The organism is Fusobacterium varium (genome assembly GCA_021531615.1).
Classification (GTDB): domain Bacteria; phylum Fusobacteriota; class Fusobacteriia; order Fusobacteriales; family Fusobacteriaceae; genus Fusobacterium_A; species Fusobacterium_A varium_C.
In genome coordinates this window covers 1-24,561 of the sequence record JADYUE010000017.1, presented here as the reverse complement: position 1 = coordinate 24,561, position 24,561 = coordinate 1, and the positions used below count along the sequence as shown (strand labels likewise).

The window sequence follows — 24,561 nt, the reverse complement described above, 5'->3', positions numbered from 1 at the left end:
GATATTCTTTTTCCTTTTTAGAAAAATTATTATATAATATAATAAAATAGATTTTGGAGATGATTAAAATAGAAGAAAAGATAATATATTTTGATAATTCAGCAACCTCTTTTCCAAAGCCAGAAGAGGTGTATAAAGCTTCTGAGAAAGCTATGAGAATATTTGGTGCTAATCCTGGGAGAGGAGGGCATAGAATGGCTGTAGAAGCTTCTAAAGAGATTTTTAAAGTTAGAGAGAAGATAGCTAATCTATTTAATATAAAAGATCCTTTGAGAATAGCTTTTACTCAAAATTCAACTTATGCTTTAAACTTTGCAATAAAAGGTTGTATTAATAAAAAAGGACATGTGATAACAACAGCTTTAGAGCATAATTCCTCATTAAGACCTCTCTTTTCAAAAAGAGATAATGGAGAGATAGAGTTAGAATTGATCTATCCAGAAAAAAATGGAGAGATTTCAATAGAAAAAATAATAGAGTCTATAAAGGAAGATACCATAGCAGTAGTTGTTAATCATATTTCCAATGTTACAGGGACAATAGTTGATATAGAAAAGATAGGTAAGGTAACTAGAGAAAAGGGAGTTATGTTAATAGTTGATGCTTCTCAAAGTGCAGGATATTTGGATATAGATGTAGAGAGAGATGGAATAGATATTTTATGTTTTACAGGGCATAAATCTTTATATGGATTGCAAGGAAGTGGAGGAATTTATATTAGAGAAGGAATAGATTTTATTCCAATAATAGAGGGAGGAACAGGAAGTTTTTCTAAATTGGAAAGGCAACCATTAGTAATGCCAGAAGGATTGGAGGCTGGAACACTAAATACATTAGCAATAGTAAGTTTAGGAGCTGGAATAGATTTTATTCAAAAAGTGGGAATTGAAAATATTAGAAAACATGAGGATAAATTGACACAGAGATTTTTAACAGAACTGAAAAAGATTCCAGAAGTTGAAGTTTATGGAAGTGATAAGAGAGGACCAGTAGTTACTTTAAATATAAAGGAAATAGATTCAGGAGATTTAGCAGCATATTTAGATGAGGAGTATGGAATTTTAGTTAGAGGGGGATTACATTGTGCACCTAAAATTCATGAAGCTATTGGAAATGGAGAAAATGGTGGGGTTAGATTTTCATTTGGTTTTTTCAATACTGATGAAGAGGTTGAGTATGCTATAAATGCTATCAAAGAGATTGTTGCAGAAAATAATAATTAATAGAAAAAAATAATTGACAAGAGAAAGAAAATATGATAATATAAATCTTGTCTGCGGGAATAGCTCAGTTGGTAGAGCGTCAGCCTTCCAAGCTGAATGTCGCGAGTTCGAACCTCGTTTCCCGCTCCAGACAAGAAATGGGGATATAGCTCAGTTTGGGAGAGCGACGCACTTGCACTGCGTAGGTCAGCGGTTCGATCCCGCTTATCTCCACCAAAAGCCTAGATAGCTCAGTTGGCTAGAGCATACGGTTCATACCCGTACGGTCGAAGGTTCGAATCCTTTTCTAGGCACCATTGATAATAACACTTCTTAGAAATAGGAAGTGTTTTTTGTTTTTTGTAAATATTTAGTATTATAAATAAACTATAATTTATCGTTTTAATAAAAAGTAAAAATAGATTATCCCTAACATCAAGTTGACGTAATTTAGAGGTGAATATTAGAATCCCTCAGCGAAATGCAGTTAAGAAAATGCAACGTGTTTGAGCGAAGTTTACGGAGCGAGTTTTGCATTTTCAACGGAATGAGCCATAGGGATTCTTTATTCACCGACATGGAGACAACTTGATGTTAAAAAAGAATTAGAGATAACTTAACTTGATTAATAATCGCTAATGCAAAGGAACTTTGCTGTAAAACTAACGATATATTAAAGAACCTAGCTTAGCTAGATAACTTATAGTTTATAGTATTTATTTTTATTCTCATAATGAAATAATAAAAATATTTTTTAGTTTAATTAAATTTCATTAAGCATAGTTTCAGGATCATTAGCAGCTTTAACTTTATCATTTGCCTTTATAATAATTCCATTTTCATCAATTAGATAGGTAGTACGAACTACTCCCATAGAAACTTTACCATATAATTTTTTCTCTTTCCAAACATCATATTTTTTAATTACTTCTAATTCAGGATCAGCAAGAATAGTAATTTTAAGATTTTGCTTTTCTTCAAATCTTTTATGTGATGCTACTGTATCTTTACTAATTCCTATTATCTCTACATTTTTTTCTAAAAATTCTGAATATTTTTCAGAATAACCACAAGCTTGTTTTGTACAACCAGGAGTGTTATCTTTAGGATAAAAATATAGAATAACTTTTTTTCCAAGGTAATCACTTAACTTGTGAATCACTCCATTTTGATCTGGTAAAGAAAATTCAGGGGCTTTTTTTTCAACTTCTAGCATATTAAACATCCTCCTATTAGATTTATATTGATATTTTAGCATATTATTTTCTTAATTAGCATAGGAATATAAAAAAATTAGAAATAAAAGATGTATTTATAAAAAAATATAGTATAATCTATATTAAGTGGGAAGATTTTAAAATGTTTGTGAGGTGAAGTGTATGAAAAAAGTTTTAATAATTGGAGGAGTAGCTGGAGGAGCATCTACTGCTGCAAGATTGAGAAGACATAGTGAAGAGGATAGAATAATTATGTTTGAGAAAGGACCTCATGTATCTTTTTCAAATTGTGGACTTCCTTATCATTTAAGTGGAATGATTTCAGAGGTTGAGAAACTTGTTTTAATGTCACCACAAAAATTTTTAGCTCAATATAACATAGAAGCAAGGGTAAATAGTGAAGTAATAGAGATAGATAGAAAAAATAAAGAAGTAGTAGTAAAAGATAGTGTTACTAAAAAAACTTATAGAGAGAGCTATGATAAACTTGTACTTTCAATGGGAGCTAAACCTATTGTGCCAAAATTTGAAGGGCTTGATAGTGTAAATGTTTTCACAATAAGAAATGTTGTTGATATCAATAGATTAAATCTTTTTGTAAAAGAGAGAAAAGATAAGAAGATAACAGTTATAGGTGGAGGATTTATCGGAATTGAAGCAGCTGAAAACTTGAGAGAAGCTGGATATGAAGTTACTTTAATAGAGGCTGCTGATCAAATATTAAAAATTTTTGACTATGATATGGTTCAAAGATTACAAAAAGAGATGTATGACAAAGGTGTTGAACTAATTGTAGGAGATAAAGTAGAAAAATTTAAAAAGAATTGTGTAGTTTTAGAATCTGGAAAAGTGATAATATCAGAAGTTGTAGTTTTAGCTATTGGAGTTGCTCCAGATACTGAATTAGCAGTTAAAGCTGGAATTGAACTTGGAAAAACAGGAGCTGTAAAAACAGATAATAACTATATGACAAATGATAGAGATATCTATGCAGTTGGAGATATGATAGAGGTTTATAGTCCATTATTTAATGATTATTTTAAACTTTCTCTTGCAGGACCTGCACAAAAACAAGCTAGAGCAGTGGCAGACCATATCAATGGAAGGGTAGTAGATAATAGAGGATACATAGGTTCATCAGTGATAAAAGTTTTTGATTTTAATGGAGCATCAACAGGGCTTACAGAATCACTTATAAAAGCTAGAGGAATGTCACTAAATTATGAAACAATAGAGATTATACCTTCAGATAAAGTTGGATTGATGCCTAATGCAAACCCTATGTATTTTAAATTGATATTTGAAGTACCAACTGGAAGAGTTTTAGGAGCTCAAGCAATAGGAAAAGGTAATGTAGATAAGAGAATAGATGTTATAGCTTCTGTAATTAAATTTGGAGGAACAATAGAGGATCTAAAAGATTTAGAACTATGTTATGCTCCACCATTTGGAACAGCAAAAGATGTGGTTAATTTTGGTGGATATGTAGCATCTAATGTTTTAGAAAGAAGATTTAAACAGGAGCATTTCTCTAAAGTTAGAGAGTTATTAAAGGCTGGAGAGTGTATTATAGATATTAGAGAAAAAGGAGAATATGCAGAGGGACATTTAAAAGGAGTGCCAAATATTCCATTAAGTGAATTAAGAGAGAGAGTTAATGAGATTCCAAAGGATAGAACAGTTTATCTACAATGTAGAAGTGGACAAAGAAGTTACAATGCTTGCCTTTTACTTCAAAACTTAGGTTATACAAATGTAGTTAATGTAACTGGAGGAATTTTAGGAATATCTATGTATGAGTACTTTAATGATAAGACTAAAAATAGAGAACCTATTTTAACAAAATATTTCTTTTAAAATTTAATAAAAAAATAATTGACAAGAGAAAGAAAATATGATAATATAAATCTTATCTGCGGGAATAGCTCAGTTGGTAGAGCGTCAGCCTTCCAAGCTGAATGTCGCGAGTTCGAACCTCGTTTCCCGCTCCAGACAAGTAATGGGGATATAGCTCAGTTTGGGAGAGCGACGCACTTGCACTGCGTAGGTCAGCGGTTCGATCCCGCTTATCTCCACCAAAAGCCTAGATAGCTCAGTTGGCTAGAGCATACGGTTCATACCCGTACGGTCGAAGGTTCGAATCCTTTTCTAGGCACCATTGATAGTAACACTTCTTAGAAATAGGAAGTGTTTTTTATTTTTTGTAATCAAGGATTAGAGAGTATTATAAGAAAAATAATTTTTAAATTTTAAAAAAATAAAAAATATTTTAAATTTTGCTATTGACAAATGAAAGTTTATGGGGTAATTATATATCAAGAAAGAGATACAACAGTCTAGACAATAAATTGTATCTGAAGGAGGAGATACCAGTGAAACATTAGTAGAAAAATTAAAAAACAGATATTTAATATATCCAAAATATAACCCAAGTATTTTGAGATATGAAAAATTAAATATTTGAAAAAATTGTTCCTTATCAAAAAGTATAAAATATAATTATTGAGATATTTTATAGAAATAGGCTTTTGGTTTAAATCTTTATAAGGAAAAGGAAAGAGTAAAGAAAATTTAAAGTGGAAGATATTTTATAAAATTCAAATTATATAAAAATTTCTAAAAAATTAAAGTTATAGTTTTAAAAAGAGTATGACGTTATAGTAAAATTATTTAATCTTGAATATTTGAAAAATGTTAGAGAATATTGCTAATTATAGAGAAATAATTAAAAAATAATGGTTAAGACTCTTCAAAGAAAGTATAAAGTTAATTTATTATCATAAATTATGAAGTAGATTTAAATATATCAAAATATTTAAATTGCTTATAAAGATGATAAAATTAATAGAAAGAGTAAATTTATAGTATAGATATTGGGGTATAAGAGATCTTTAACATTGGGAAAATAAAAGTTCTTTTAAAAGATGTGTAGATGATTTCTTTAAAAATCGAAAGAGATAGGGAAGATAAAAATAATATAGATAGGAGGCATTTGTTGAGTATTGAGGAAATAAATTAGAGGGCTGTTTGGTAATCAAATATCAGACAGCCCTTTTTAGTTTGTTAAAATAAAAAGGAAAATGCAAAGATATTTCATAAACTATAATAAGTAGTAATAGAACTAAAAAAATAGTTTTTAGAAGTTTTTTCATATGAAAAAAACTAAAAGAATATAAAAAAGGTATGGTGATCATATGGAAGATAAGTTTATTATTTTTAATGGGGTTCTTTGCAGTAAATATTTAACAAGAATGAGGGGATATGCTGAAAGAGATTTAGAAGATGAATTAAAAAAAAGAAAAATAAGTTTTTCAGAGTTTTTAAAAATTACTGAAAAAGTTTATAATCAAAATAAGATAGAAAGCTTAAAATTTAAATATAGTGAGCTTGATAAAATAATAGATGGAACTGATCTGATTTTTTCTCTTCCTTTCTCTGGATGTGAAGAACTATTAAATGTCTACCCAAATTCACTACAAGTAATTAAACTTCCTATATTAAAAAAAGAGGAAGAGATTCTTTTTGTTTTGAAGAAAAATGAAAAGAAGATAAAACTAAAAAATGATTTAAAAAATATTTTGATAAAAATAAATGAGGTAAGTTTAGTTTTAAAAAAAGAGGTAGAGAATTATAATAATGATTTAAAAACGATGTTAAAGAAAAAAGAGGAAGAACTATATTTTTAAAAAAATGCACACACTATTTTAAAATAATGTGTGCATTAAATATTATCTCATATTTTCTTTATTAAATTTTTTAACCACTTCTAAAATCTCTTCAGATGTGCTAAGTTTCATAATTGTATCAACTAACTCTTCACATTTCTTTTTATCTAATGACATTAGATTTTTCTTTATTTTTGGAACTGAAATAGCTGACATTGAGAAGGCATCTAATCCCATTCCAAATAGAACAGCAGTTGCATTTTCATCTCCTGCAAACTCTCCACACATTGAAATTGTTATTCCAGCTTCATGTGCTCCTTTAATTGCAAGTCTAATTGCTTCTAAAACTCCAGGATTATAAGTGTTATATAGTTTAGAAATATGTTCATTTCCTCTATCAACAGCTAATGTATATTGAGTTAAGTCATTTGTTCCTATTGAGAAGAAGTCTACCTCTTCAGCAAAGCTTCTTGCTCTAAAAGCTACTGCTGGAGTTTCAACCATTATTCCAAGAGCTATATTTTCATCAAATTTAGCCCCTTCAGTTTGTAACTCAGCTTTACACTCTTCAAGAATAGCTCTAGCTCTTCTAATCTCTGTTATATCCATAATCATAGGTAACATGATTTTTATATATCCAAAAGCAGATGCTCTTAATAGAGCTCTGAATTGTGTTTTTAATATTTCTGTTCTATCAAGACAAACTCTGATAGCTCTCCAACCTAGGAAAGGGTTTTCCTCTTTTGGAAGTTGCATATATGGAAGAGATTTATCTCCACCAATATCCATAGTTCTTATTGTAACAGGTTTTCCTTTCATTCTTTCAGCAACTGTTTTATAAGCTTCAAATTGCTCATCTTCAGTAGGGAATCTGTCGTTATTCATAAATAAGAATTCTGTTCTATATAGTCCAATACCAGTAGCACCATTTCTTAAAACTCCATCTACATCTTTTGGAGATCCAATATTTGCCCAAGTACCAACTTTAGTTCCATCTAATGATATAGCTTCTTTATCTTTTAATTGTTTTAAAAGTTCTTTTTCAGCAAAGAAATTATTTCTTTTTTCTTCATATTTTCCTATCTCTTCCTCTGTAGGATTAATTATAATATCTCCTTTTAAAGCATCAACTACAACTGTATCTCCACTTTTTACAAGAGAGCAGATATTTCCAGTTCCTACCACAGCAGGAAGTTCTAGAGATCTAGCCATAATAGAAGAGTGAGCAGTTTTTCCACCAACTTCAGTAATAAATGCAACAACATTATTTAAATCAATTTGAGCAGTATCAGAAGGAGTTAAATCCTTTGCTGCAATAACTGTATTTGCAGGAAGTGAGCTTAAATCAATTATATCAACTCCAGCAGTATTATAAAGCCATCTTTTTCCAATATCTTTAAGGTCTGCAGCTCTCTCTCTTAAATATTCATCTTCAAGATTAGCTAGCATTTCACAATATTCATCAATTCCTCTTTGAAGAGCTGCTTCAGCACAAATATTTTCATCTTCAATAATTTCAATTACTTCATCAAAAAGATCTTCATCTTCAAGAAGAGTAATGTGTCCATCAAATATAGCAGCCTTGTCTTCACCTAATTTTTCAGCAGTTTTTTCTCTAATTCTTAAAAGTTGCTCTTTAGATTTTTCTCTACCTGCAAGTAGTCTTTCTTTTTCATTATCTGTGTTTCCAACTTTTTCAGTTTTTATCACAAGATCTTGCTCTTGATATAAAAATATCTTTCCAATAGCAATTCCTGGTGATGCTTCAATACCCTTAACTTTTTTACTCATTTCACTTACCATTTCCCTTTCTTATTTTTTTATAACTGCATTTGACTAAAAAATAGAGGGTACTGTATAGTACCCCCTATTAAAATTAAATCTAGTCTTTTAAATTTTCAAGAAGGTGAGCTAATTGTTCTACAGCTGTATCAGCGTCGTCTCCTTCAGCGTATACAGTTATTTTAGTACCTTTTTTTACTCCTAGAGAAAGTAGTTTTAAAAGAGAAGTTCCTTTAACTCTTTTTCCAGCTTCGTTTTCCACTTCAATTTGAGAATTAAAAGTTTTTGCTAGACTAACAAATTCATTTCCTGGTCTTGTGTGAAGTCCAGTTTCATTTTTGATTTCAACAGTTTTACTTGCCATGTTTCTTTCCACCCTCTTATCTAAAATAATTATATTAAATTATGCTTATGTTATCAATAGCGTACTTTATTTTAGAGCTTTTGTCAATATCTTTTTCTTAATAAAAATCAAAATATTTTTTAATTTTACTAGCAATTGACAATAACTAGCAAATAGTAGTAATATAAAAGAAAGTCAGAAAATTAAGAATTACAAGGGGGTTTTAAGATGGATATAAAAGAGATAAAAGCTAATGCAAAAGAAAAAATGAAAGGTTTTTGTAATGTGTGTAAAATTTGTGATGGAATCTTTTGTTCCGGAAAAGTGCCTGGTATGGGTGGAACTGGGACAGGAGAATCATTTAAAATATCATATTTAAAACTAAAAAATATTAAGGTAGTTATGAGAACACTTCATAATGTAACTGAGCCTAAAATGAACATTGAACTTTTTGGAAAAGAGTTATCATTTCCATGTTTAGGTGCTCCTATTACAGGAACTAAATTTAATATGGGTGGTGGAGTTACTGAGGAAGAATACTGCCATGATGTTATAAAGGGAGCAATAGATGCAGGGACAATAGGAATGATAGGAGATACAGGAGATCCTACTTGTTATGAAGCTGGTTTAAAAGCTCTTAAAGAGAATAATGGAATGGGAATTGCTATAATTAAGCCAAGAAGCAATGAAGAGATTATTAAGAGAATAAGAATGGCAGAGGAAGCTGGAGCAATAGCAGTAGGAGTAGATGTAGATGGTGCTGGACTTGTAACAATGAAGCTTTTTGGACAACCAGTTGGACCTAAATCTTTTGAGGATTTAAAAGAGCTTGTTAATTCTACTAAGCTTCCATTTATAGTAAAAGGTATTTTAAGTGTAGATGAAGCAAAACTTTGTGCAGAAGCTGGAGTTAATGCAATAGTAGTTTCTAATCATGGTGGAAGAGTTCTTGCTGAAACTTTAGCTCCTTGTGATGTATTAGAAGAGATTGTAGAAGCAGTTGGAGATAAAGTTAATGTATTAGTTGATGGTTCAGTAAGAGAGGGAGTAGACATTCTTAAATACTTAGCTTTGGGAGCAAAGGGAGTATTAGTAGGAAGACCTCTTATTTGGGGATCTATTGGTGGAAGAGAAGAGGGAGTAAAAACTATCTTTGATACTCTTAGAAATCAATTAAATCAAGCTATGATCCTAACAGGAACAGCTGATGTTAATAATGTAGAGAAAAAAATAATAGTTAAATAAGGAAAGGAATACTTTATGAAAGTAGTTTTAGGTTCTGAAAAAAACGTAGAAGATTTTATAAAGTTAAGAATGGAACTTTTTAGAGAACTTGGAGAGATAAAAGAGAAAGATAATATAGAGGAATTGATTTGGGAAACTAAACAGTATTATCTTCAGCATATAAAGAAAGATCTCTATTGTTGGTTTATAGAGATTGAAGAAAAAATAGTTGCAGTAGCTTCAATGTGCACTTTTTGTAGAATCCCCTATTATGAAAATCCAGTTGGAGTAGAGGGGTATATATTGAATGTTTACACTAGCTTAAATAGCAGAAAAAAAGGGTTAGCAACGAAGCTTGTAAAGGAGATTATGGAATTTTCAAAAAATAACTCTATAAGAAGATTGTGGCTAAACTCTAGTGAAGCAGGAAAAAATATATATAGGTCTCTTGGTTTTATAGAAAAAGACAATGAGATGGAGTATTTTCTTTAAAAAATAGTTCTAAATAAAATATAATGCACCCAAAATCTTAGGCAACTAAGATAAAGGGTGCAATTTTTTATGTCTAACCTATTTATTATCATCTATTATTTGTGTTACAAGGGAAGCAGTAATACTATTTCCCCAGAAAACTCCATCTATTGTATATTCCATTAGATTATTATTAATTGTAACTAGCCCTTGTGTTTCATACTCTTTTATAAGCTTAAAAATATTTTCATAAGATTTTCCTGAATATTCTTTTATTTTTTCTAACTCAACTTTTTTATATTGAAGAATACCTGAAAGTTTTTTTACATTTAATTTTAATTCATTGTCAAAAGCATAAAAAGTAATGATCTTATTTAGATGAAAAAGTTCATAATCTTTAATTCTTCCTCCAGCTCCTATCCCTATTGGAATTAAATCAGAAAAAGAGTTTACATTTTTTATATATCTATACTTATCAGTTCCTTTAGTAATTTTTGTATGCTCAAGTATTGAATATCCATTTTCAAGAGTGATTTCCAAAAATTTATGATGAAGCTCCCTATCTCTTTCTAAATTATATTTAAAAATAACTTTATTTTCTGCTCTATCCTTTGAAATTTGAGATCCATCTTGAATCATTAGAGAATAAAAACTTATGCTATCCACTCCAATTTCACAAGCAATTTTTGCATCTTCAATAATTTCTTCATCTGTTTGTCCAGGATAGTTATAGATAATATCTATACAAATAAGTCCCTTAAATCTATTTTTTATTTCTTTTAATTTCTCTATAATAAGATCTTTTGTATATGTTCTATTTAAAATTTTTCTTCCTCTATCAGAAAAAGTTTGAATACCTATACTTATTCTATTTACTCCATATTTTTCCATAATTTCAAGTTTTTCCCAAGTAAGATTGTGAAGAGTTGTTTCAAAGGTAAATTCACAATCATCAGCAATATTAAAATTTTTTCTTAGAGAAGAAAGAATTTTTTCAAGCTGATCCACTTTATATATTGTTGGAGTTCCACCACCAAAAAAAATAACAGATATATTTTTTTCTTTTATATACTCTTTTTTCCCATATTTTTCAAACTCTTTACAAAGATACTCTGTATAATCATTAAGATTATTGTCTATCTGCTTTCTATTCATATTACAAAAAGAACAAATTTTATCACAATAAGGTGTGTGAACATATATTCCACTATCTGAATAGATAGGTTTTTCCTTTAAAACTCTATTAAAAGTAAAAGGGGTAACTACTTTCCTTTTCATCTTTTTTTCAATAATATTTTTTACATCATGGTGTGATTTATATCTGATATTAAACATTTTTAGTTCTCCTTATAATTTTTTATTAAAATATTTTGTATATTTTTTAATAACTGTTATTAAAATAGATTTTTAAACTTTAAATTATTTTAAAGTTGGCTGTTTCAAAATATGAAAACATACACAAATAAAAACAAGACATAAAAATATTTTCATATGAATATTTTGTGTTTTATATATAGAACAACTAATTCCTAAAGATAAAAAGATGATACTATTCACTTTATTCTTTAGAGTTATTCCTTTTTTTTCATAATAATCTTTTATATATTTTCCAAATACTCTATTGTTCATTAAGAACTTATAATATTTCTTTGAAGATTTTCCAAAAAAATAAGCACTTAATAAATAAAATGGTGTTGTTGGAAGAAGTGGGATCACTATTCCTATAGTTCCCAATATTAAAAATATTATTCCAGATAATATAAAAAAATTTTTTTTCACTATAATCTCTCCTCTACTATTTTACAAAAATAATAATACTATAACTAACGATCTATGTCAATAACAAAAAATTTTATAAAAAAATAATTTGACAAACAAAATTAAATTATGATATAAAAATTATGTTTTTAAAATAAAAGAATTTATATAGGAGAAAGGAAAAAAATTATGAAAAGAACTTTATTATTAGCTTTTATTATAAGTGCAGCTACTTATGCAGAAAATATAGCAGAAGTAACTCTTGGTAAAACATATGTAGAATCTATCAATGGATTTGAGGAAAATTTACAGAATACCCCTAAAAATGTTCAAGTTATAACTCAAAATGAGATAGAAGAAAAAAACTATAAGGATGTGTATGAAATTTTAGAAAATTCACCTCTTATTACAATTAAAAATGATGCAATAGGACAATCTATTGAAATGAGAGGAAGTGGGCTTAATTCAAAGGGAACTGTTCAAGTTATGGTAGATGGAATGAGTTTAAATCCCATTGATATTAATCATGGAGTATTACCTTTAAATAGCATACCTGTTTCAAATATTGAAAAAATAGAGATTCTTCCAGGGGGAAATGGAGTACTTTTTGGAGATGGAGCTAATGGAGGAGTTATCAATATTGTAACAAAGGATTCAATTGATAAAAATGAATCATATATTGGTGCAAGATATGGAAGTAATAGTGAAAAAATATTTAAAGCAGGAACTGCTACAAAAGTAAATGATAGACTTTCATTTCTTGTAAATTATCAAGCTGAAAATAGCAAAACAAATAGAGATGATGAAGCAAATAAAAATTATAATATTGATGCAACAGGAGTAATAAAGATAGATGATAAGTCAAATTTGTCAATAAGATATGCACATTATGAAAAAGAAGCTAAAACAGCTGATCTATTAACAAGAGATGAATGGAAAGCAGACAATAATCAATCTGGTGTAGATAAAACAGGAAATCAGCTTCCTGAAAATGGAACAATTAATCTTGCTGGAAGAGATATGAAAATTAGTGGCAAATTAGATAACTCTTATGATATTTTATCAAAAAGTAAAATAAAAAGAGATGATATATCTGCAAGTTATAAAAGAACAATTACAAATAATTTAGACTTTAATCTTACAACAAGTTGGCAGAAGACAACAAATGATATTAATCAAAGAGAAATGACAGCAATATATTCTGATAGTTTAGATGGATATGCAACATATTATGCTGATTATATTGGAACTTTTACAGAGAAAAAATTTAAAATTAATCCATCTTTAAAATACAATTATGGAAATAACAGTTATTTAATTTTAGGATACGATTATAAACTTCAAAAATCTCAAAGAGATTTTGATAATTTCTTAGATATGTATAAAGTATATAATCTTGATAGTGAAAAAGAGAGTCATGGAGCATATGTTTTTAATAAAACAACAGTTGGTCAATTTGAATTTATGCAGGGGTTAAGAAGAGAGTGGACAAGTTTTGATACAACAAAAAATACTCATTATTATCATAAAGTTATGCCTAGTAATGTAAACTTTGGAACTTCTATTGTTAATGGTTATATTGATGGTGGATTAAAACAAAGTAAAGTTAAGAAATCAATGATAAATGATAGCTATGAAGCTGCAGTAAACTATATTTATTCTGATACAGGAAATATTTATGTAAGAGCTGAACAAAGCTTTAGAACTCCTGCTCCTACTGAATTTCAAAATAAATCTACAGGAACAGGATACACTATAAATGATCTGGATGCTGAAACAAATCAAACTTTTGAAATTGGTATGAAAGATTATATTTTGGGTTCTGCAATTCAGTTAAATGCTTTTATTGGAAGAACAAAGGGAGAAATTTATTATGATGAAATTTCTCATGGAAATGAGTGGGCTTACTATAATCTTGATGAAACACAAAGAAAAGGAATTGAACTTAATTTAAGTCAAGATTCTGGAAAAATTTTCTTCTTTGAAGGAATTTCATATGTTGATGCAGAAATTACAGAAAATGATCAAGATAGTTCTATTGAGGGAAATCAAGTTCCTTATACTTCAAAATTAAATGCTAATATAGGGGCTGGAGTGAGATGGACAGATAAACTAAATTCTATCTTAACATTTAACTACAAAGATGGTTATTATCTTGACAGAGCAAATAAATATAAAGCAAGAAGTTATATCACTCTTGATTTAACAGCAAATTATTCTATGGATAATGGATTAAAAATTTATGGGGGAATAAATAATCTTCTTAACAGACAAAACTTTGATCAAGAAGCTTTAGAAAATGGTATTCAAGTATATGATCCTGCTTCTGAAAGATCTTTCTATGTAGGATTTGAATATAAGTTTTAAAGAACTATTACAATTTTAGATAGCTTTATATAGAAGAACAGTCTGTTATAAATTATCAATTTATAACAGACTGTTTCTCATTCAAAATCAATTCCTATAATTTTTCCATCTCTATATTTTCCACTCATTAAAAGGGAGCCATCTCTTTCAAAAGCTTCCCATTCTCCATTTCTAATCCCATTCTCATAGTTTACAGTATAAAGCAATCTACCTTTACTATCGAAATACTCCCATTTACCTTGGCGAAGTTGATCAACTACACTACCCCTGCATAGAAGCACAGAATTTTTTTGATAGACGGCTACACCTATAAGATTTTCTCCATCAATAAAGATATTTTGTACTTCTAGGTTACCTTTATCATCATATTTTTCCCAGAAACCACTTCTAATTCCATTTTCATAATATCCTTTTACTTTTAACTTACCATTTTCATGATAATAAAATTGCTCTCCCTGTAAAACTCCTAATACATAGTTCTCAATACTATCAATTTTTCCTGTTTTCTCATTGTAAAAAGTCCATTTTTTATCTCTTTTATCATCAGTAAATGTACCTTTAACAGCTAGTTTACCATTTTGGAAATAGTTTACTATTTTACCAGATTTTTTTCCATCTTTATATTGAATTTTAGATTCTATTTTTCCATTATTATAATATGTCTTTTTTATAGTGCCATTACTACATCCCATGATAAAAATAGAGAAAAGTAATATAAGAATTTTCATGTACAAACCTCCACGTTAATAAAACATCAAATATATTTTACAATAAATCCAACATCTATACAACAAATATATTTAGTGTAATTTATAAAAGAAGATAATCTGATGTTTTATAGGGAAAAGTATAAATAAATAGGTATAGAAGTGTATTATAACTAATGTTCTTATTGACTTTTTATGAAAAAAAAATTATACTTTATGTAAGTATTAAAAAATATTTGAATTTTTTAATATGATGGAAAAAGGAAATTAAGGAGGAAAATATAGTGGATAGATTAAAAGGAAAAATAGCATTAGTTACAGGAAGTGCAAGAGGAATAGGAAGAGCCGTTGTTGAAAAATTTGCTGCTGAAGGAGCAGAAATGGTAATCTCTTGTGATATGGGTGAAGCTGAATACACTCAACCAAATGTAAGACATGAAATTTTAAATGTAACAGATAGACCAGCTATAAAAGAATTTATAGCTAAAATAGTAGCAGAGTATGGAAGAATAGATATTCTTATTAACAATGCTGGAATTACAAAAGATGCTCTATTACAAAGAATGACTGAAGAACAATGGGATGCAGTTATAGATGTAAACCTAAAAGGAGTATTTAACATGACTCAAGCTGTTGCTCCAGTTATGTCAAAAAATAAAAAAGGATCAATAGTAACTCTTTCATCAGTAGTAGGAATCTATGGAAACCTTGCTCAAACAAACTACTCAGCAACAAAAGGTGGAGTAATTTCTATGACTAAAACTTGGTCAAAAGAACTTGCTAGAAGAGGAGCTATCAGAGCTAACTGTGTAGCACCTGGATTTATTGAAAGTCCAATGACAGCTGTACTTTCTGAAAGTGTAGTTGCTGGAATGATGGAAAGAACACCTCTAAAAAGATTTGGAACTGCTGAAGATGTAGCAAATGCAATACTATTCTTAGCTAGTGATGAAGCATCTTACATCACAGGACAAGTTCTTGAAGTTGGTGGAGGATTAGTAATCTAGTAATATTAAATTTAACTGTGCTGATATCTTGTTTTAAGATATTGGTGCAGTTTTTTTATTGAGGAGAAATTTTTTATATGGTATACTTAATTAAACGAGGTGATAGAGATGAAAAAGAAAATATTTGTTTTATTTATAATACTAAGTATCTCAATTTTTGCAAAGGGCAAAGAGAAAACTTCTGCTCAAAAGAAGATAGAAAATTATAATCAATATAAAAATCTTGTTATAGCTAATAGAGAAAAGGAAATAAAAGCAAATACTCCATCAAAAGAGGAGATAAAACTACAATTAGCAAGGGAAAAGTTTGAATTTGATAAAAAATTAGCTATTGAAAAGGAGAAGAGGGAAAGATATAGAGATAACCTTCTTAATACTGTAATTATAGGTGGAATTGGTTATGGTGGATATAGAATAGGAAGACATCACCATTGGTGGTAAGAAAAAAAGGAATGAATTTTAATTTCATTCCTTTTTTTGAGGATTATAAGCTATTTTCTTTATATATTATATATTTTTTTATATAAATCAACATTTTAATAAAAATTGTTGAGATTATAACAAATGCTAGTGTTGAAGATATTATACCAGCATATCTCCAAAATTCTGCATAAGAGTTACCAATGTTATATAGATGGTTAGAATATTTTAGAAGAGCAGTAGATCCTATTGCTAGAGGGAATGTTAATGAAGCATATGAAGGATTAAAACTGATCTTTAATATTCTAAAGAATGATAAATAAACAAGTAGTGTCATAAATACTGCTAATGGTAGAAGTATACCGATAATAATCTCTGAAGGAGTATTAAATACTGTTAAATATCCAGCAAGGCATAAACTAGGTGGTGCTGCCATTATAGCAAATGTTGGAAGTCTACTTTCATCAATAGGTTGAACAAACATTACTCTATATAACATAAATGGTAACATTATTAAGTATAAAGCAAATCCTATATAAAATATTAAGTGAGTAAATGATGAAACTCCCATATTTGCTCCAGCTACACAAGCAACTACAATTCCCACAGGAGGAACAAACCAACTAGGAACAATGTGATGCATTTGAAAATCTTTAATTCTATGGTAGAAGAATATTGAACAGAATATAACATGAGCCAATATAGCTAAAAACCAAATTGCTCTTCCAATAATAAGAGAATAGCTGCTTATAAAACCACCAAGAATCATAACTGTCATATCTAGAGTAGGAATAAAGCTTCCAAGAGTTGGATGGCTCAATTCCTCTTTTAAAACATTAAAATGAAAAATATTCTTTATAAATATAACAGTAACTAAGAATAATGAGATTAAATCTCCTATAATTACAGGGAATTGCCCTAAAAAGTTACTTAAAGCTCCTGACACACCAGCTATACCTAAAGCAAGTCCAGTTAGTGCCACAGGCATTTCACGAAGTTTATTTATTGCCTCTTTCATTTGAAACTCCTTTTTATTAATTTAATTTTAACCAATTAGAAATAACAATCTTTTGAATTTCTGAAGTTCCCTCATATATTTCAGTTACCTTAGCATCTCTCATCATTCTTTCAACAGGGAATTTTTTAGAGTATCCATTTCCTCCCAATAGTTGAACAGCTTTAGTTGTAACTTCCATAGCAACTTCAGAAGCAAAAAGTTTAGCCATAGATGCCATATATCCATAATCTTCTTTTAAATCTTTCATATTTGCTGCTCTATATGTCATAAGTCTTGCAGCATCAATTTTAGTTTGTAATCCAGCAATTACAAATTGAGTATTTTGGAATTCAGTTAATTTTTTTCCACCTTGAACTCTATTTTTTGTATATTCAATAGCAAAGTCTAAAGCTCCTTGAGCAATTCCAACAGCTTGAGCAGCAACTCCAATTCTTCCACCATTTAAAGTAGCCATAGCTATTTTTAAACCTTCTCCCTCTTCTCCAAGTAGGTTTTCTTGTGGAATAACACAGTTTTCAAATATTAATTCAGAAGTTGAAGATCCTCTGACTCCCATTTTTTCTTCAGCTTCTCCAACTGTAAATCCTTTAGTTCCCTTTTCAACAATAAATGCAGAAACTCCTTTTTCAGCTTTAGCAAATACTAAGAAGATAGATGCCTCATGAGAGTTTGTTATAAATACTTTTTTACCATTGATAACATAGTTGTCACCTTGTTTATCAGCAGTAACTTTTACTCCAGCTTCACTCTCTGTCCAACCAAATGCTCCTAATTTCTCTCCTTTAGCTAAAGGGATAAGATATTTTTCTCTTTGAGCATCATTTCCATATTCAAATATTGGAGCTGTACAAAGAGAAGTGTGAGCAGAAAGAATAACTCCAGTAGATGCACAATCTTTAGAAATCTCCTCTACTGCTGCAATGTATGAAAGGTTATCAAGTCCAGCACCACCAAATTTTTTATCAAATGGGATTCCCATTAAATTGTTTTTAGCAAGATTTTCAATAGCTTCTTTAGGGAAAGCAGCATCTCTATCAGTTTCCATTGCTATTGGTGCAACATATTTTTTAGAAACCTCTTTTACCATTTGAATAAATTTTACTTGTTCATCATTAAATTTAAAGTTCATTTTTGTTCCTCCTTAAAATTTTTATATATTACTTGCTTTTTTTACTTTACAGGTTGATTTTATCACAAAATAGATATAAAATAAAATTATATATTATTATATAATTATAAATTTTTCTTATAATTAAAAGGGGGAAAAATGCTTGATTTTAGAGTATATACATTTTTAGAACTGTGTAAAACATTGAACTACACAAAGACAGCAGAGAATCTTTTTATCACTCAACCAGCAGTAACTCAGCATATAAAGTATCTTGAAGAATTTTATAACTGTAAACTATTTAATTATTCCAATAGAGTTTTAACTTTAACAGAGCAAGGAAACTATCTATTTAAGTATTTTTTAACTATGAATTCAGATGAAATTAAAATAAAAGAGGATGTTTTAGAGATAGATTCAGCAGAGAAAAATCTTCATTTTGGAGCTACTTTGACTATTGGAGAATATATAATCCCAGATATGCTTTTAAAACTGGGAAAGCTTTATCCTAATATAAATGTAAAGGTGATAATAAAGGATACTAAAGAGCTTTTAAAAGAGTTACAAAATGGAAATATTGAATTTGCTTTGGTAGAGGGATTTTTTGAGAAAACAGAGTATGAGTCAATAATATATTCTAAAGAGAGTTTTATAGGGGTATGCTCTCCTAAAAATAATCTGGCTAAAAAGAATATTGGTTTTGAAGATCTTTTAAATGAAAGAATAATTATAAGAGAAGAGGGATCTGGAAGTAGAGATATTTTTGAGAAGATACTTTATGATAATAATCTCTCTCTTAAAAACTTTGATAAAAAATATGAATTAGCTAATATAAAAGCTATAAAAGAGTTAGTTAAAGAGGATAGAGGGATAACTTTTATCTATGAAAGAGCAGTGAAAAAAGAGCTAGAAAATAAGGAACTAGTAAAAATAGGGTTGAAAAGTTTTAAAGCAAAAAGAGAGTTTAATTTTATTTTTATGAAGAATAGTATCCATAGAGATGAATATAAAAAGTGGTTTGAGATTTTAAAGTGAATTATAATTTCCAAAAGTAGAGGAGTGCAAACGACTACTACTTTTGAGACACAGAAACGGAGTTTCTGTGATCCTTAATTTTCTTTTTAAGTTCAGTTATCTAGTACATCACTAAGTTTTGACAAAGTACCTTTGCATTAGCGATTATTAGTCAAGTTAAGTCATCTAAATTTCTTTTTTTAATATCAATTTGACTCCATGTCAGTGAATAAAGAATCCCTATGGCTTATTTCGTTGAAAATGCAAAACTCGCTCCGCAAGCTCCGCTCAAACACGTTGCATTTTCTTAACTGCATTTCGCTGAGGGCTTCTAATATTCACTTCCGAATTACGTCAACTTGATGTTAGGGAGAATATATTTTTCTTAAATGATCAACAAGATAATTTGATAGTTTATTTAGTAAAAAAAGAGTTTAAGCAAGGTTACTTGCAAAAACTCTTTTTGAAAAATTATTTAGAAAGTTTTATTATCCCTCTATCAATATATTTTTGAATTTCAGGCATAACAAACTCATTAAAAACTTGTGGAGTGTACTCAATAACAGGAGCAAGTCTTTTTAAAACCATCTCTTTTGTAGCACTAAATTTTTTCCAAGTGTGTCCATCAGATGTTAAGTTTTGTATAAATCCTTGGAATCTATCAAAAGTATTGGCAAATCTTGCTTCTCTAGTCTCCATATTTTCAAACTCAAGCCAAAGTTTCATAAAATCTTTTCCTTGTTCTTCAGGAAGCATTCCAAAAATTTTCTCTGCACTTTCAAGTTCAGCATTCCATTTAGCTTCTTTATCATAGTTAGAGAAAGCAGGTACATCTCCAGCATAGATCTCAACTATATCATGAATAAGAATAAGTTTGAAAACTTTTTCCATATCAACTTCTCCAAGTGTAAAATACTCTTTAAGAGTCATTGCACAAAGAGCCATATGCCAACTGTGTTCAGCATCATTTTCTCTTCTATTTAGATCTCCTAAAACGATAGATTGTCTTAAAATTCCTTTTACCTTATCTATCTCAATTAAAAATTGTGTTTGTTGTTTTAATCTTTCCATTTTAATCTCCTAGTATTATTTTTTATTGAAAATTAAAGTTTCTCCTCTTTCATTAGTAAGGATAAGAGAGTCATTTTTTATCTCAATAGTTTTTGCACTTTTTAAAATAGTAAGATATTGGTCTTCTATAATCATTCTATCTTGTGGACCAGCCATTTTCGTAGTAGCTAAAGGCTCAACTACAATAGCTCCATTATTTATATCAGCCTTTCCAAAATATCTATTGATACCAGAGAAACCAAAAATTCTTCCCTCATTATCAAATCCAAGAGTTAAATTCGCTTCTGGAAAGATATTAGTTAAAACATATTCTCCCTCAGAAACAGCTTGTATAGAAGCTACTGGAGTTGGTATATTTGATCTTTTAGGAGTTGAAGTACAACCAGCTAAAAAAACAACAGCTGTTAAAAATATAAAAATTTTTTTCATAAAAATCACCTCAATTATTAATATTAAAATTATATAATAAAACCTTTTTTATGTATAGAATAAAATAGCTAGATAAGTTATTTTATTAATGGTAAAACTTTTTTCATAGTAGAAGCAAAATTATCATTGATAACTAAAGAAGCTTTGCTATCATATTGAGTTGCATCATTGTTAATAATAACAAGGTTTTTACCTTTAAAATATGTTATGTAGTAAGCAGCAGGATATACAGTTAAGCTTGTACCTATAATAATAAGAGTATCTGCATTTGCTATCTCATTTATAGCTTCTCTTGTTACATCCTCATTTAACATCTCACCATAGAGGGTAACTTGAGGACGAACAGTGCCACCACAACTACACTTAAATCTTTTTACATCTTTTTTTCCACATTTTAGACAATACCATTTTTTTAGAGTTCCATGAAGTTCAAAAACATTTTTACTTCCTGCCATTTGGTGAAGATCATCAATATTTTGAGTAATTACTGATTTTACTTTTCCCATCTCTTCTAATTTAGCAAGAGCCTTATGTCCAGCATTAGGTTGAATTCCATTTATATTAAGTTTTTCATCAAGATATCTATCAAAAATATCTCCATGAGCAAAGAAAAAGTCATGGCTTAATATCTCTTCAGGTTCATATCCCATAAAAGTTCTGCTATATAGTCCATCTTTACTTCTAAAATCTTTTAGTCCAGAATCAGTAGAAGCACCTGCACCAGTAAAGGCAACTATATAATTACTTGAGTTGATTATTTCAGCTAATTTTTCTATTTTCTCCATAAAAATATCACCTCTCTTAAATTAGTCAATAATATTATACTATAAATTTTTTATTTTAAATAGAAGGAGAAGAGGAAAAAAGATATAAAATAATTTGTTATCTCTAAAAAAATAAGTTATAATTAAGAAAAAATAGTTGTTGGGGGTAAAAATGAAATATAACTTTGATGAAATTATAGATAGAAGCAAAACTAATTCAAGAAAATGGAATCCAGAATTATATAAAGATACTTATAATGGAAAAAAAGATCTATTACCACTTTGGGTAGCTGATATGGATTTTAGAGTAGCTCCACCAATTTTAAGAAGTATGAACAATATAATAGAACATGGAATTTTAGGTTATAGTGTGCCAGAAGATGAGTATTATAACTCAATTATAGATTGGAATGCTAAGAGAAAAAATTGTAGAATAGAGAAAGATTGGATAATTTTTGCCAATGGAGTAGTTCCAGCTTTAAACTATATGATACAAACTTTCACTAAAGAGGAAGATTCAATTTTAATTCAAACTCCAGTATACAATCCATTTAGAGTTTCAACAGAAAATAATGGAAGAAAAATAGTTGAAACTCAATTGATAGATGATAATGGATATTATACAGTTGACTATGAAGATTTTGAAAGAAAGATAGTTGAAAATAAAATAAAAATGTTTATTCTTTGTAACCCTCACAACCCAGTAGGAAGAGTTTGGAAAAGAGAAGAGTTAGAGAAAATGGGAGAGATCTGTTTAAGACATAATGTTTTAATTATTGCAGATGAGATTCACTCTGATTTGATCTTTAAAGAGTATACTCATTGCTCTTTCTTAACTTTGAGAGAGGAACTAAAAAATATTTGTATTGTATGTTCTGCTCCAAGCAAAACATTTAACTTAGCAGGGTTACACACATCTTTTATCTTTATAGCTAATCCTGAATTGAGAGCAAAATATAAAGAGACTATGATGAAAATTAGATTAGAAGCTCCAAATATCTTTGGAATAGCAGCAGTTACAGCAGCTTATACAAAATGTGGAGAGTGGCTAGATGAGTTAATTGAATATCTAGATGGAAATAGAAAATATATTGAAGAGTACCTAAAAGAGAATATTCCAGAGATAAAATATGTTAAACCAGAGGGAACTTACTTAGCTTGGTTAGATTTTTCAGAGTTCTTAAAAGATGGAGATACATTGGAAGATATATTTGAAGAGAGAGCAAAAGTAGCAATAGATTATGGAAATTGGTTTGGAAAGATAGGAGAAAACTACATAAGATTGAACTTTGCTTGTCCAAGATCAGTTTTAAAAGAAGCATTAGATAGAATTAAAAAAGCAGTTAAATAATGAATATTAAATATTGATTATTTGAAAGTTAAAAACAGCTAGAATAGTTGACTTTATTATAATAAAATTATATAATTTTATTGATGAAATGAATAAAAATGTCAAATGGTTTCAGTACTAAAAACACTGAATTAAAAGGGAAGCAGGTTAGAGTCCTGCACGGTCCCGCCACTGTAATGATGATGAAAGCACAATGCCACTGAAGAGATTTGGGAAGGTGTGTGAGTAAAGTGATTCTAAGTCAGGAGACCTGCCTTTGATGTAAAATATCAACTTGCGAGGACGAGTGTGAATTTTAGATAAGTATTTTAAAAATTAATTTTTTGAAATAAAATATTTTATCCCAAAATTTACTTTGCCGTAAGTTTTGGGATTTTTTATTGTATAAAATTATCTTAATTGGAGGGATTTTAAATGTTTAGTTTAAGGAGATTTGAAGTAGTTATAAGTTCAAAAAAACTATGGTTACTGAAGAATCAAAAGGTTTATGATGGCTCCCTAAAAAGTTAAGTGGGAATTTTTAACTTTAATATAGTAGTTTAGAAAATGTAAGGGAGGAATAAAGATATGAAAAAAAATTACCAAGAAGGATTTGATATTGAAGGATTAGCAAGAGCTATTGAACAAGGGGAACACTTTAAAAATGTAGAGAGAAAAGTTGAGTTTGTACATCTAGGAAAAGGGTTACCAGGAGTACAAAAAACAGTTTTATATGTAGTAACTGATGAATTTATTGAAGCTAATGAAGAAAAACTTTTAAAACTTAATATTATTAAATAAAAGAGGTAAAACAAATGGAGAAAGAGATTACAAGTCTTGATATTTTAGAAAAGATAAATAAAAAAGTTGAAAGAAAAGAAGAAAAAGAGAATATTAAAAAACCAAAAATAGAGAAAACTAATTTGGATATAATAGAGGAGCTAGAGAAAAATAGATAGATGGATATACATGTAATTTTTGTAAATGCTTTGATGCTTATTGCTGTTTTAAATCCTTTTGGAAATGTGCCATTATTTATTGGAATGACTGATGGTATGGAAAAGGATATAAGAAAAAAACTTTTTAAGGCTGTTGCTGTAACAGGTTTCTTCATTACTTTGATTTTTAGTCTTATTGGAGAATTTTTAATGACAAATTTCTATAAGATTAATATGAACGAGTTGAGAATGGCAGGGGGATTAATTTTAATTTTGATGGCTATTAAAAATTTGATTTTTTCTTCTGCAAGAAAAGGACAACAAGTAAATAAACTTCCGCCAGAGGAACAGATAAAACAAGCAGTAATTCCAATGGCGTTTCCTATGATGGTTGGTCCTGGAAGTTTGACAACAGCTTTGATAGGACGTTCAGAATATGGGCTTATGTCAAATAGTTTATCTATATTTGTAGCTTTTATCATAATATTTTTAGTTTTTATGATAGGGAATTATTTGGAGAGAATATTTGGAAAGTTAGTGTTATATATTTTATCGAAAGTTATGCAGATTTTTATAATGTCTATTGGGTTTAGAATATTTTTTGATGGGCTGTTTAAAATGTTAGATATATTAAAATAAGGAAGCGATTGCTTCCTTGTTTGTAACTACTCAGCTATAAATTAAAATTTGAGACTCAAGTTCAAAAAAAATGGGCTTGGGTCTTTT

General features: G+C 28.9%; 24 protein-coding genes, 6 tRNA genes and 1 riboswitch. Of the genes, 19 read left to right on the top strand and 11 right to left on the bottom strand.

What is annotated here, in order from left to right:
• The first annotated feature begins 59 nt into the window (after nucleotides 1-59).
• The 4 genes from I6E31_07105 to I6E31_07090 all read left to right on the top strand — a co-directional run bounded on the left by I6E31_07105 (nucleotide 60) and on the right by I6E31_07090 (nucleotide 1,519).
• Complete coding sequence (locus I6E31_07105) at nucleotides 60-1,223, top strand: aminotransferase class V-fold PLP-dependent enzyme (protein MCF2639738.1); 1,164 nt, start codon at nucleotides 60-62, stop codon at nucleotides 1,221-1,223.
• 53 nt (nucleotides 1,224-1,276) lie between these two features.
• A tRNA-Gly gene (locus I6E31_07100) sits at nucleotides 1,277-1,352 on the top strand.
• 10 nt (nucleotides 1,353-1,362) lie between these two features.
• Nucleotides 1,363-1,439 (top strand) — tRNA-Ala (locus tag I6E31_07095).
• Nucleotides 1,440-1,442: 3 nt separating this feature from the next.
• Nucleotides 1,443-1,519: transfer RNA gene (locus I6E31_07090), tRNA-Met, on the top strand.
• A gap of 446 nt (nucleotides 1,520-1,965) precedes the next feature.
• Here I6E31_07090 and bcp read toward each other — a convergent pair.
• On the bottom strand, nucleotides 1,966-2,418 hold the full coding sequence (gene bcp, locus I6E31_07085; protein ID MCF2639737.1) for a thioredoxin-dependent thiol peroxidase: 453 nt from the start codon (nucleotides 2,416-2,418) through the stop codon (nucleotides 1,966-1,968).
• A gap of 163 nt (nucleotides 2,419-2,581) precedes the next feature.
• Here bcp and I6E31_07080 point away from each other — a divergent pair, with 163 nt between their 5' ends.
• The 5 genes from I6E31_07080 to I6E31_07060 all read left to right on the top strand — a co-directional run bounded on the left by I6E31_07080 (nucleotide 2,582) and on the right by I6E31_07060 (nucleotide 6,105).
• A complete protein-coding gene (locus I6E31_07080) occupies nucleotides 2,582-4,276 on the top strand; it encodes an FAD-dependent oxidoreductase (GenBank protein MCF2639736.1) in 1,695 nt (564 codons plus the stop codon).
• Between the two features lie 58 nt (nucleotides 4,277-4,334).
• Nucleotides 4,335-4,410, top strand: a tRNA-Gly gene (locus tag I6E31_07075).
• A gap of 10 nt (nucleotides 4,411-4,420) precedes the next feature.
• Nucleotides 4,421-4,497 (top strand) — tRNA-Ala (locus I6E31_07070).
• Nucleotides 4,498-4,500: 3 nt separating this feature from the next.
• A tRNA-Met gene (locus I6E31_07065) sits at nucleotides 4,501-4,577 on the top strand.
• 1,036 nt (nucleotides 4,578-5,613) lie between these two features.
• Entirely contained in the window at nucleotides 5,614-6,105 is a 492-nt protein-coding gene (locus I6E31_07060) for a hypothetical protein (protein ID MCF2639735.1), read from the top strand.
• Between the two features lie 42 nt (nucleotides 6,106-6,147).
• On the opposite strand, the gene ptsP is transcribed toward I6E31_07060, so the two are convergent.
• Nucleotides 6,148-7,875 carry a phosphoenolpyruvate--protein phosphotransferase gene (ptsP, locus tag I6E31_07055; GenBank protein MCF2639734.1) on the bottom strand — a complete coding sequence of 576 codons (1,728 nt, stop codon included), beginning with the start codon at nucleotides 7,873-7,875 and terminating at the stop codon, nucleotides 6,148-6,150.
• A gap of 91 nt (nucleotides 7,876-7,966) precedes the next feature.
• Entirely contained in the window at nucleotides 7,967-8,230 is a 264-nt protein-coding gene (locus tag I6E31_07050; protein ID MCF2639733.1) for an HPr family phosphocarrier protein, read from the bottom strand.
• A gap of 207 nt (nucleotides 8,231-8,437) precedes the next feature.
• Between I6E31_07050 and I6E31_07045 the strand changes: the two genes are divergently transcribed.
• The gene (locus I6E31_07045; protein ID MCF2639732.1) at nucleotides 8,438-9,454 is read left to right on the top strand and encodes an alpha-hydroxy-acid oxidizing protein; all 1,017 of its coding nucleotides are present in this window, start codon (nucleotides 8,438-8,440) and stop codon (nucleotides 9,452-9,454) included.
• A 15-nt stretch (nucleotides 9,455-9,469) separates the two neighbouring features.
• Nucleotides 9,470-9,925 carry a GNAT family N-acetyltransferase gene (locus I6E31_07040; GenBank protein MCF2639731.1) on the top strand — a complete coding sequence of 152 codons (456 nt, stop codon included), beginning with the start codon at nucleotides 9,470-9,472 and terminating at the stop codon, nucleotides 9,923-9,925.
• A gap of 78 nt (nucleotides 9,926-10,003) precedes the next feature.
• Here I6E31_07040 and I6E31_07035 read toward each other — a convergent pair whose 3' ends face one another.
• A complete protein-coding gene (locus I6E31_07035) occupies nucleotides 10,004-11,239 on the bottom strand; it encodes a coproporphyrinogen III oxidase family protein (GenBank protein MCF2639730.1) in 1,236 nt (411 codons plus the stop codon).
• Between the two features lie 84 nt (nucleotides 11,240-11,323).
• Nucleotides 11,324-11,683, bottom strand: coding sequence for a YbaN family protein (locus tag I6E31_07030; GenBank protein ID MCF2639729.1), 360 nt, complete (start codon nucleotides 11,681-11,683; stop codon nucleotides 11,324-11,326).
• A 168-nt stretch (nucleotides 11,684-11,851) separates the two neighbouring features.
• Here I6E31_07030 and I6E31_07025 point away from each other — a divergent pair, with 168 nt between their 5' ends.
• Nucleotides 11,852-14,029 (top strand): TonB-dependent receptor, encoded by a 2,178-nt coding sequence (locus I6E31_07025; GenBank protein ID MCF2639728.1) that lies wholly within the window; start codon nucleotides 11,852-11,854, stop codon nucleotides 14,027-14,029.
• A gap of 77 nt (nucleotides 14,030-14,106) precedes the next feature.
• Here the strand turns inward: I6E31_07025 and I6E31_07020 are convergent, their stop codons facing one another.
• A complete protein-coding gene (locus I6E31_07020) occupies nucleotides 14,107-14,757 on the bottom strand; it encodes a toxin-antitoxin system YwqK family antitoxin (protein MCF2639727.1) in 651 nt (216 codons plus the stop codon).
• A 263-nt stretch (nucleotides 14,758-15,020) separates the two neighbouring features.
• Between I6E31_07020 and fabG the strand changes: the two genes are divergently transcribed.
• Both fabG and I6E31_07010 read left to right on the top strand, forming a co-directional pair.
• Entirely contained in the window at nucleotides 15,021-15,743 is a 723-nt protein-coding gene (fabG, locus tag I6E31_07015; GenBank protein ID MCF2639726.1) for a 3-oxoacyl-[acyl-carrier-protein] reductase, read from the top strand.
• Between the two features lie 108 nt (nucleotides 15,744-15,851).
• Nucleotides 15,852-16,184, top strand: coding sequence for a hypothetical protein (locus I6E31_07010; protein ID MCF2639725.1), 333 nt, complete (start codon nucleotides 15,852-15,854; stop codon nucleotides 16,182-16,184).
• A 43-nt stretch (nucleotides 16,185-16,227) separates the two neighbouring features.
• Here the strand turns inward: I6E31_07010 and I6E31_07005 are convergent, their stop codons facing one another.
• Both I6E31_07005 and I6E31_07000 read right to left on the bottom strand, forming a co-directional pair.
• Nucleotides 16,228-17,181: a TDT family transporter gene (locus tag I6E31_07005; protein MCF2639724.1), complete on the bottom strand. Its 954-nt coding sequence runs from the start codon at nucleotides 17,179-17,181 to the stop codon at nucleotides 16,228-16,230.
• A gap of 16 nt (nucleotides 17,182-17,197) precedes the next feature.
• Nucleotides 17,198-18,310 (bottom strand): acyl-CoA dehydrogenase family protein, encoded by a 1,113-nt coding sequence (locus I6E31_07000; protein ID MCF2639723.1) that lies wholly within the window; start codon nucleotides 18,308-18,310, stop codon nucleotides 17,198-17,200.
• Between the two features lie 138 nt (nucleotides 18,311-18,448).
• Here I6E31_07000 and I6E31_06995 point away from each other — a divergent pair, with 138 nt between their 5' ends.
• Complete coding sequence (locus I6E31_06995) at nucleotides 18,449-19,324, top strand: LysR family transcriptional regulator (protein MCF2639722.1); 876 nt, start codon at nucleotides 18,449-18,451, stop codon at nucleotides 19,322-19,324.
• A gap of 450 nt (nucleotides 19,325-19,774) precedes the next feature.
• On the opposite strand, the gene I6E31_06990 is transcribed toward I6E31_06995, so the two are convergent.
• The 3 genes from I6E31_06990 to I6E31_06980 all read right to left on the bottom strand — a co-directional run bounded on the left by I6E31_06990 (nucleotide 19,775) and on the right by I6E31_06980 (nucleotide 21,588).
• A complete protein-coding gene (locus I6E31_06990) occupies nucleotides 19,775-20,374 on the bottom strand; it encodes an HD domain-containing protein (protein ID MCF2639721.1) in 600 nt (199 codons plus the stop codon).
• A 15-nt stretch (nucleotides 20,375-20,389) separates the two neighbouring features.
• Complete coding sequence (locus I6E31_06985) at nucleotides 20,390-20,803, bottom strand: META domain-containing protein (protein ID MCF2639720.1); 414 nt, start codon at nucleotides 20,801-20,803, stop codon at nucleotides 20,390-20,392.
• A gap of 77 nt (nucleotides 20,804-20,880) precedes the next feature.
• Nucleotides 20,881-21,588, bottom strand: coding sequence for an NAD-dependent protein deacylase (locus I6E31_06980; protein MCF2639719.1), 708 nt, complete (start codon nucleotides 21,586-21,588; stop codon nucleotides 20,881-20,883).
• A 151-nt stretch (nucleotides 21,589-21,739) separates the two neighbouring features.
• Between I6E31_06980 and I6E31_06975 the strand changes: the two genes are divergently transcribed.
• From I6E31_06975 to I6E31_06960, 4 genes are all read left to right on the top strand, one after another.
• Nucleotides 21,740-22,918 (top strand): pyridoxal phosphate-dependent aminotransferase, encoded by a 1,179-nt coding sequence (locus I6E31_06975; protein MCF2639718.1) that lies wholly within the window; start codon nucleotides 21,740-21,742, stop codon nucleotides 22,916-22,918.
• Between the two features lie 89 nt (nucleotides 22,919-23,007).
• Nucleotides 23,008-23,191, top strand: a riboswitch (cobalamin riboswitch).
• 294 nt (nucleotides 23,192-23,485) lie between these two features.
• Nucleotides 23,486-23,698, top strand: coding sequence for a hypothetical protein (locus I6E31_06970; GenBank protein MCF2639717.1), 213 nt, complete (start codon nucleotides 23,486-23,488; stop codon nucleotides 23,696-23,698).
• 14 nt (nucleotides 23,699-23,712) lie between these two features.
• Entirely contained in the window at nucleotides 23,713-23,856 is a 144-nt protein-coding gene (locus I6E31_06965; protein ID MCF2639716.1) for a hypothetical protein, read from the top strand.
• A complete protein-coding gene (locus tag I6E31_06960; GenBank protein ID MCF2639715.1) occupies nucleotides 23,857-24,474 on the top strand; it encodes a MarC family protein in 618 nt (205 codons plus the stop codon).
• Nucleotides 24,475-24,561: the final 87 nt, after the last annotated feature.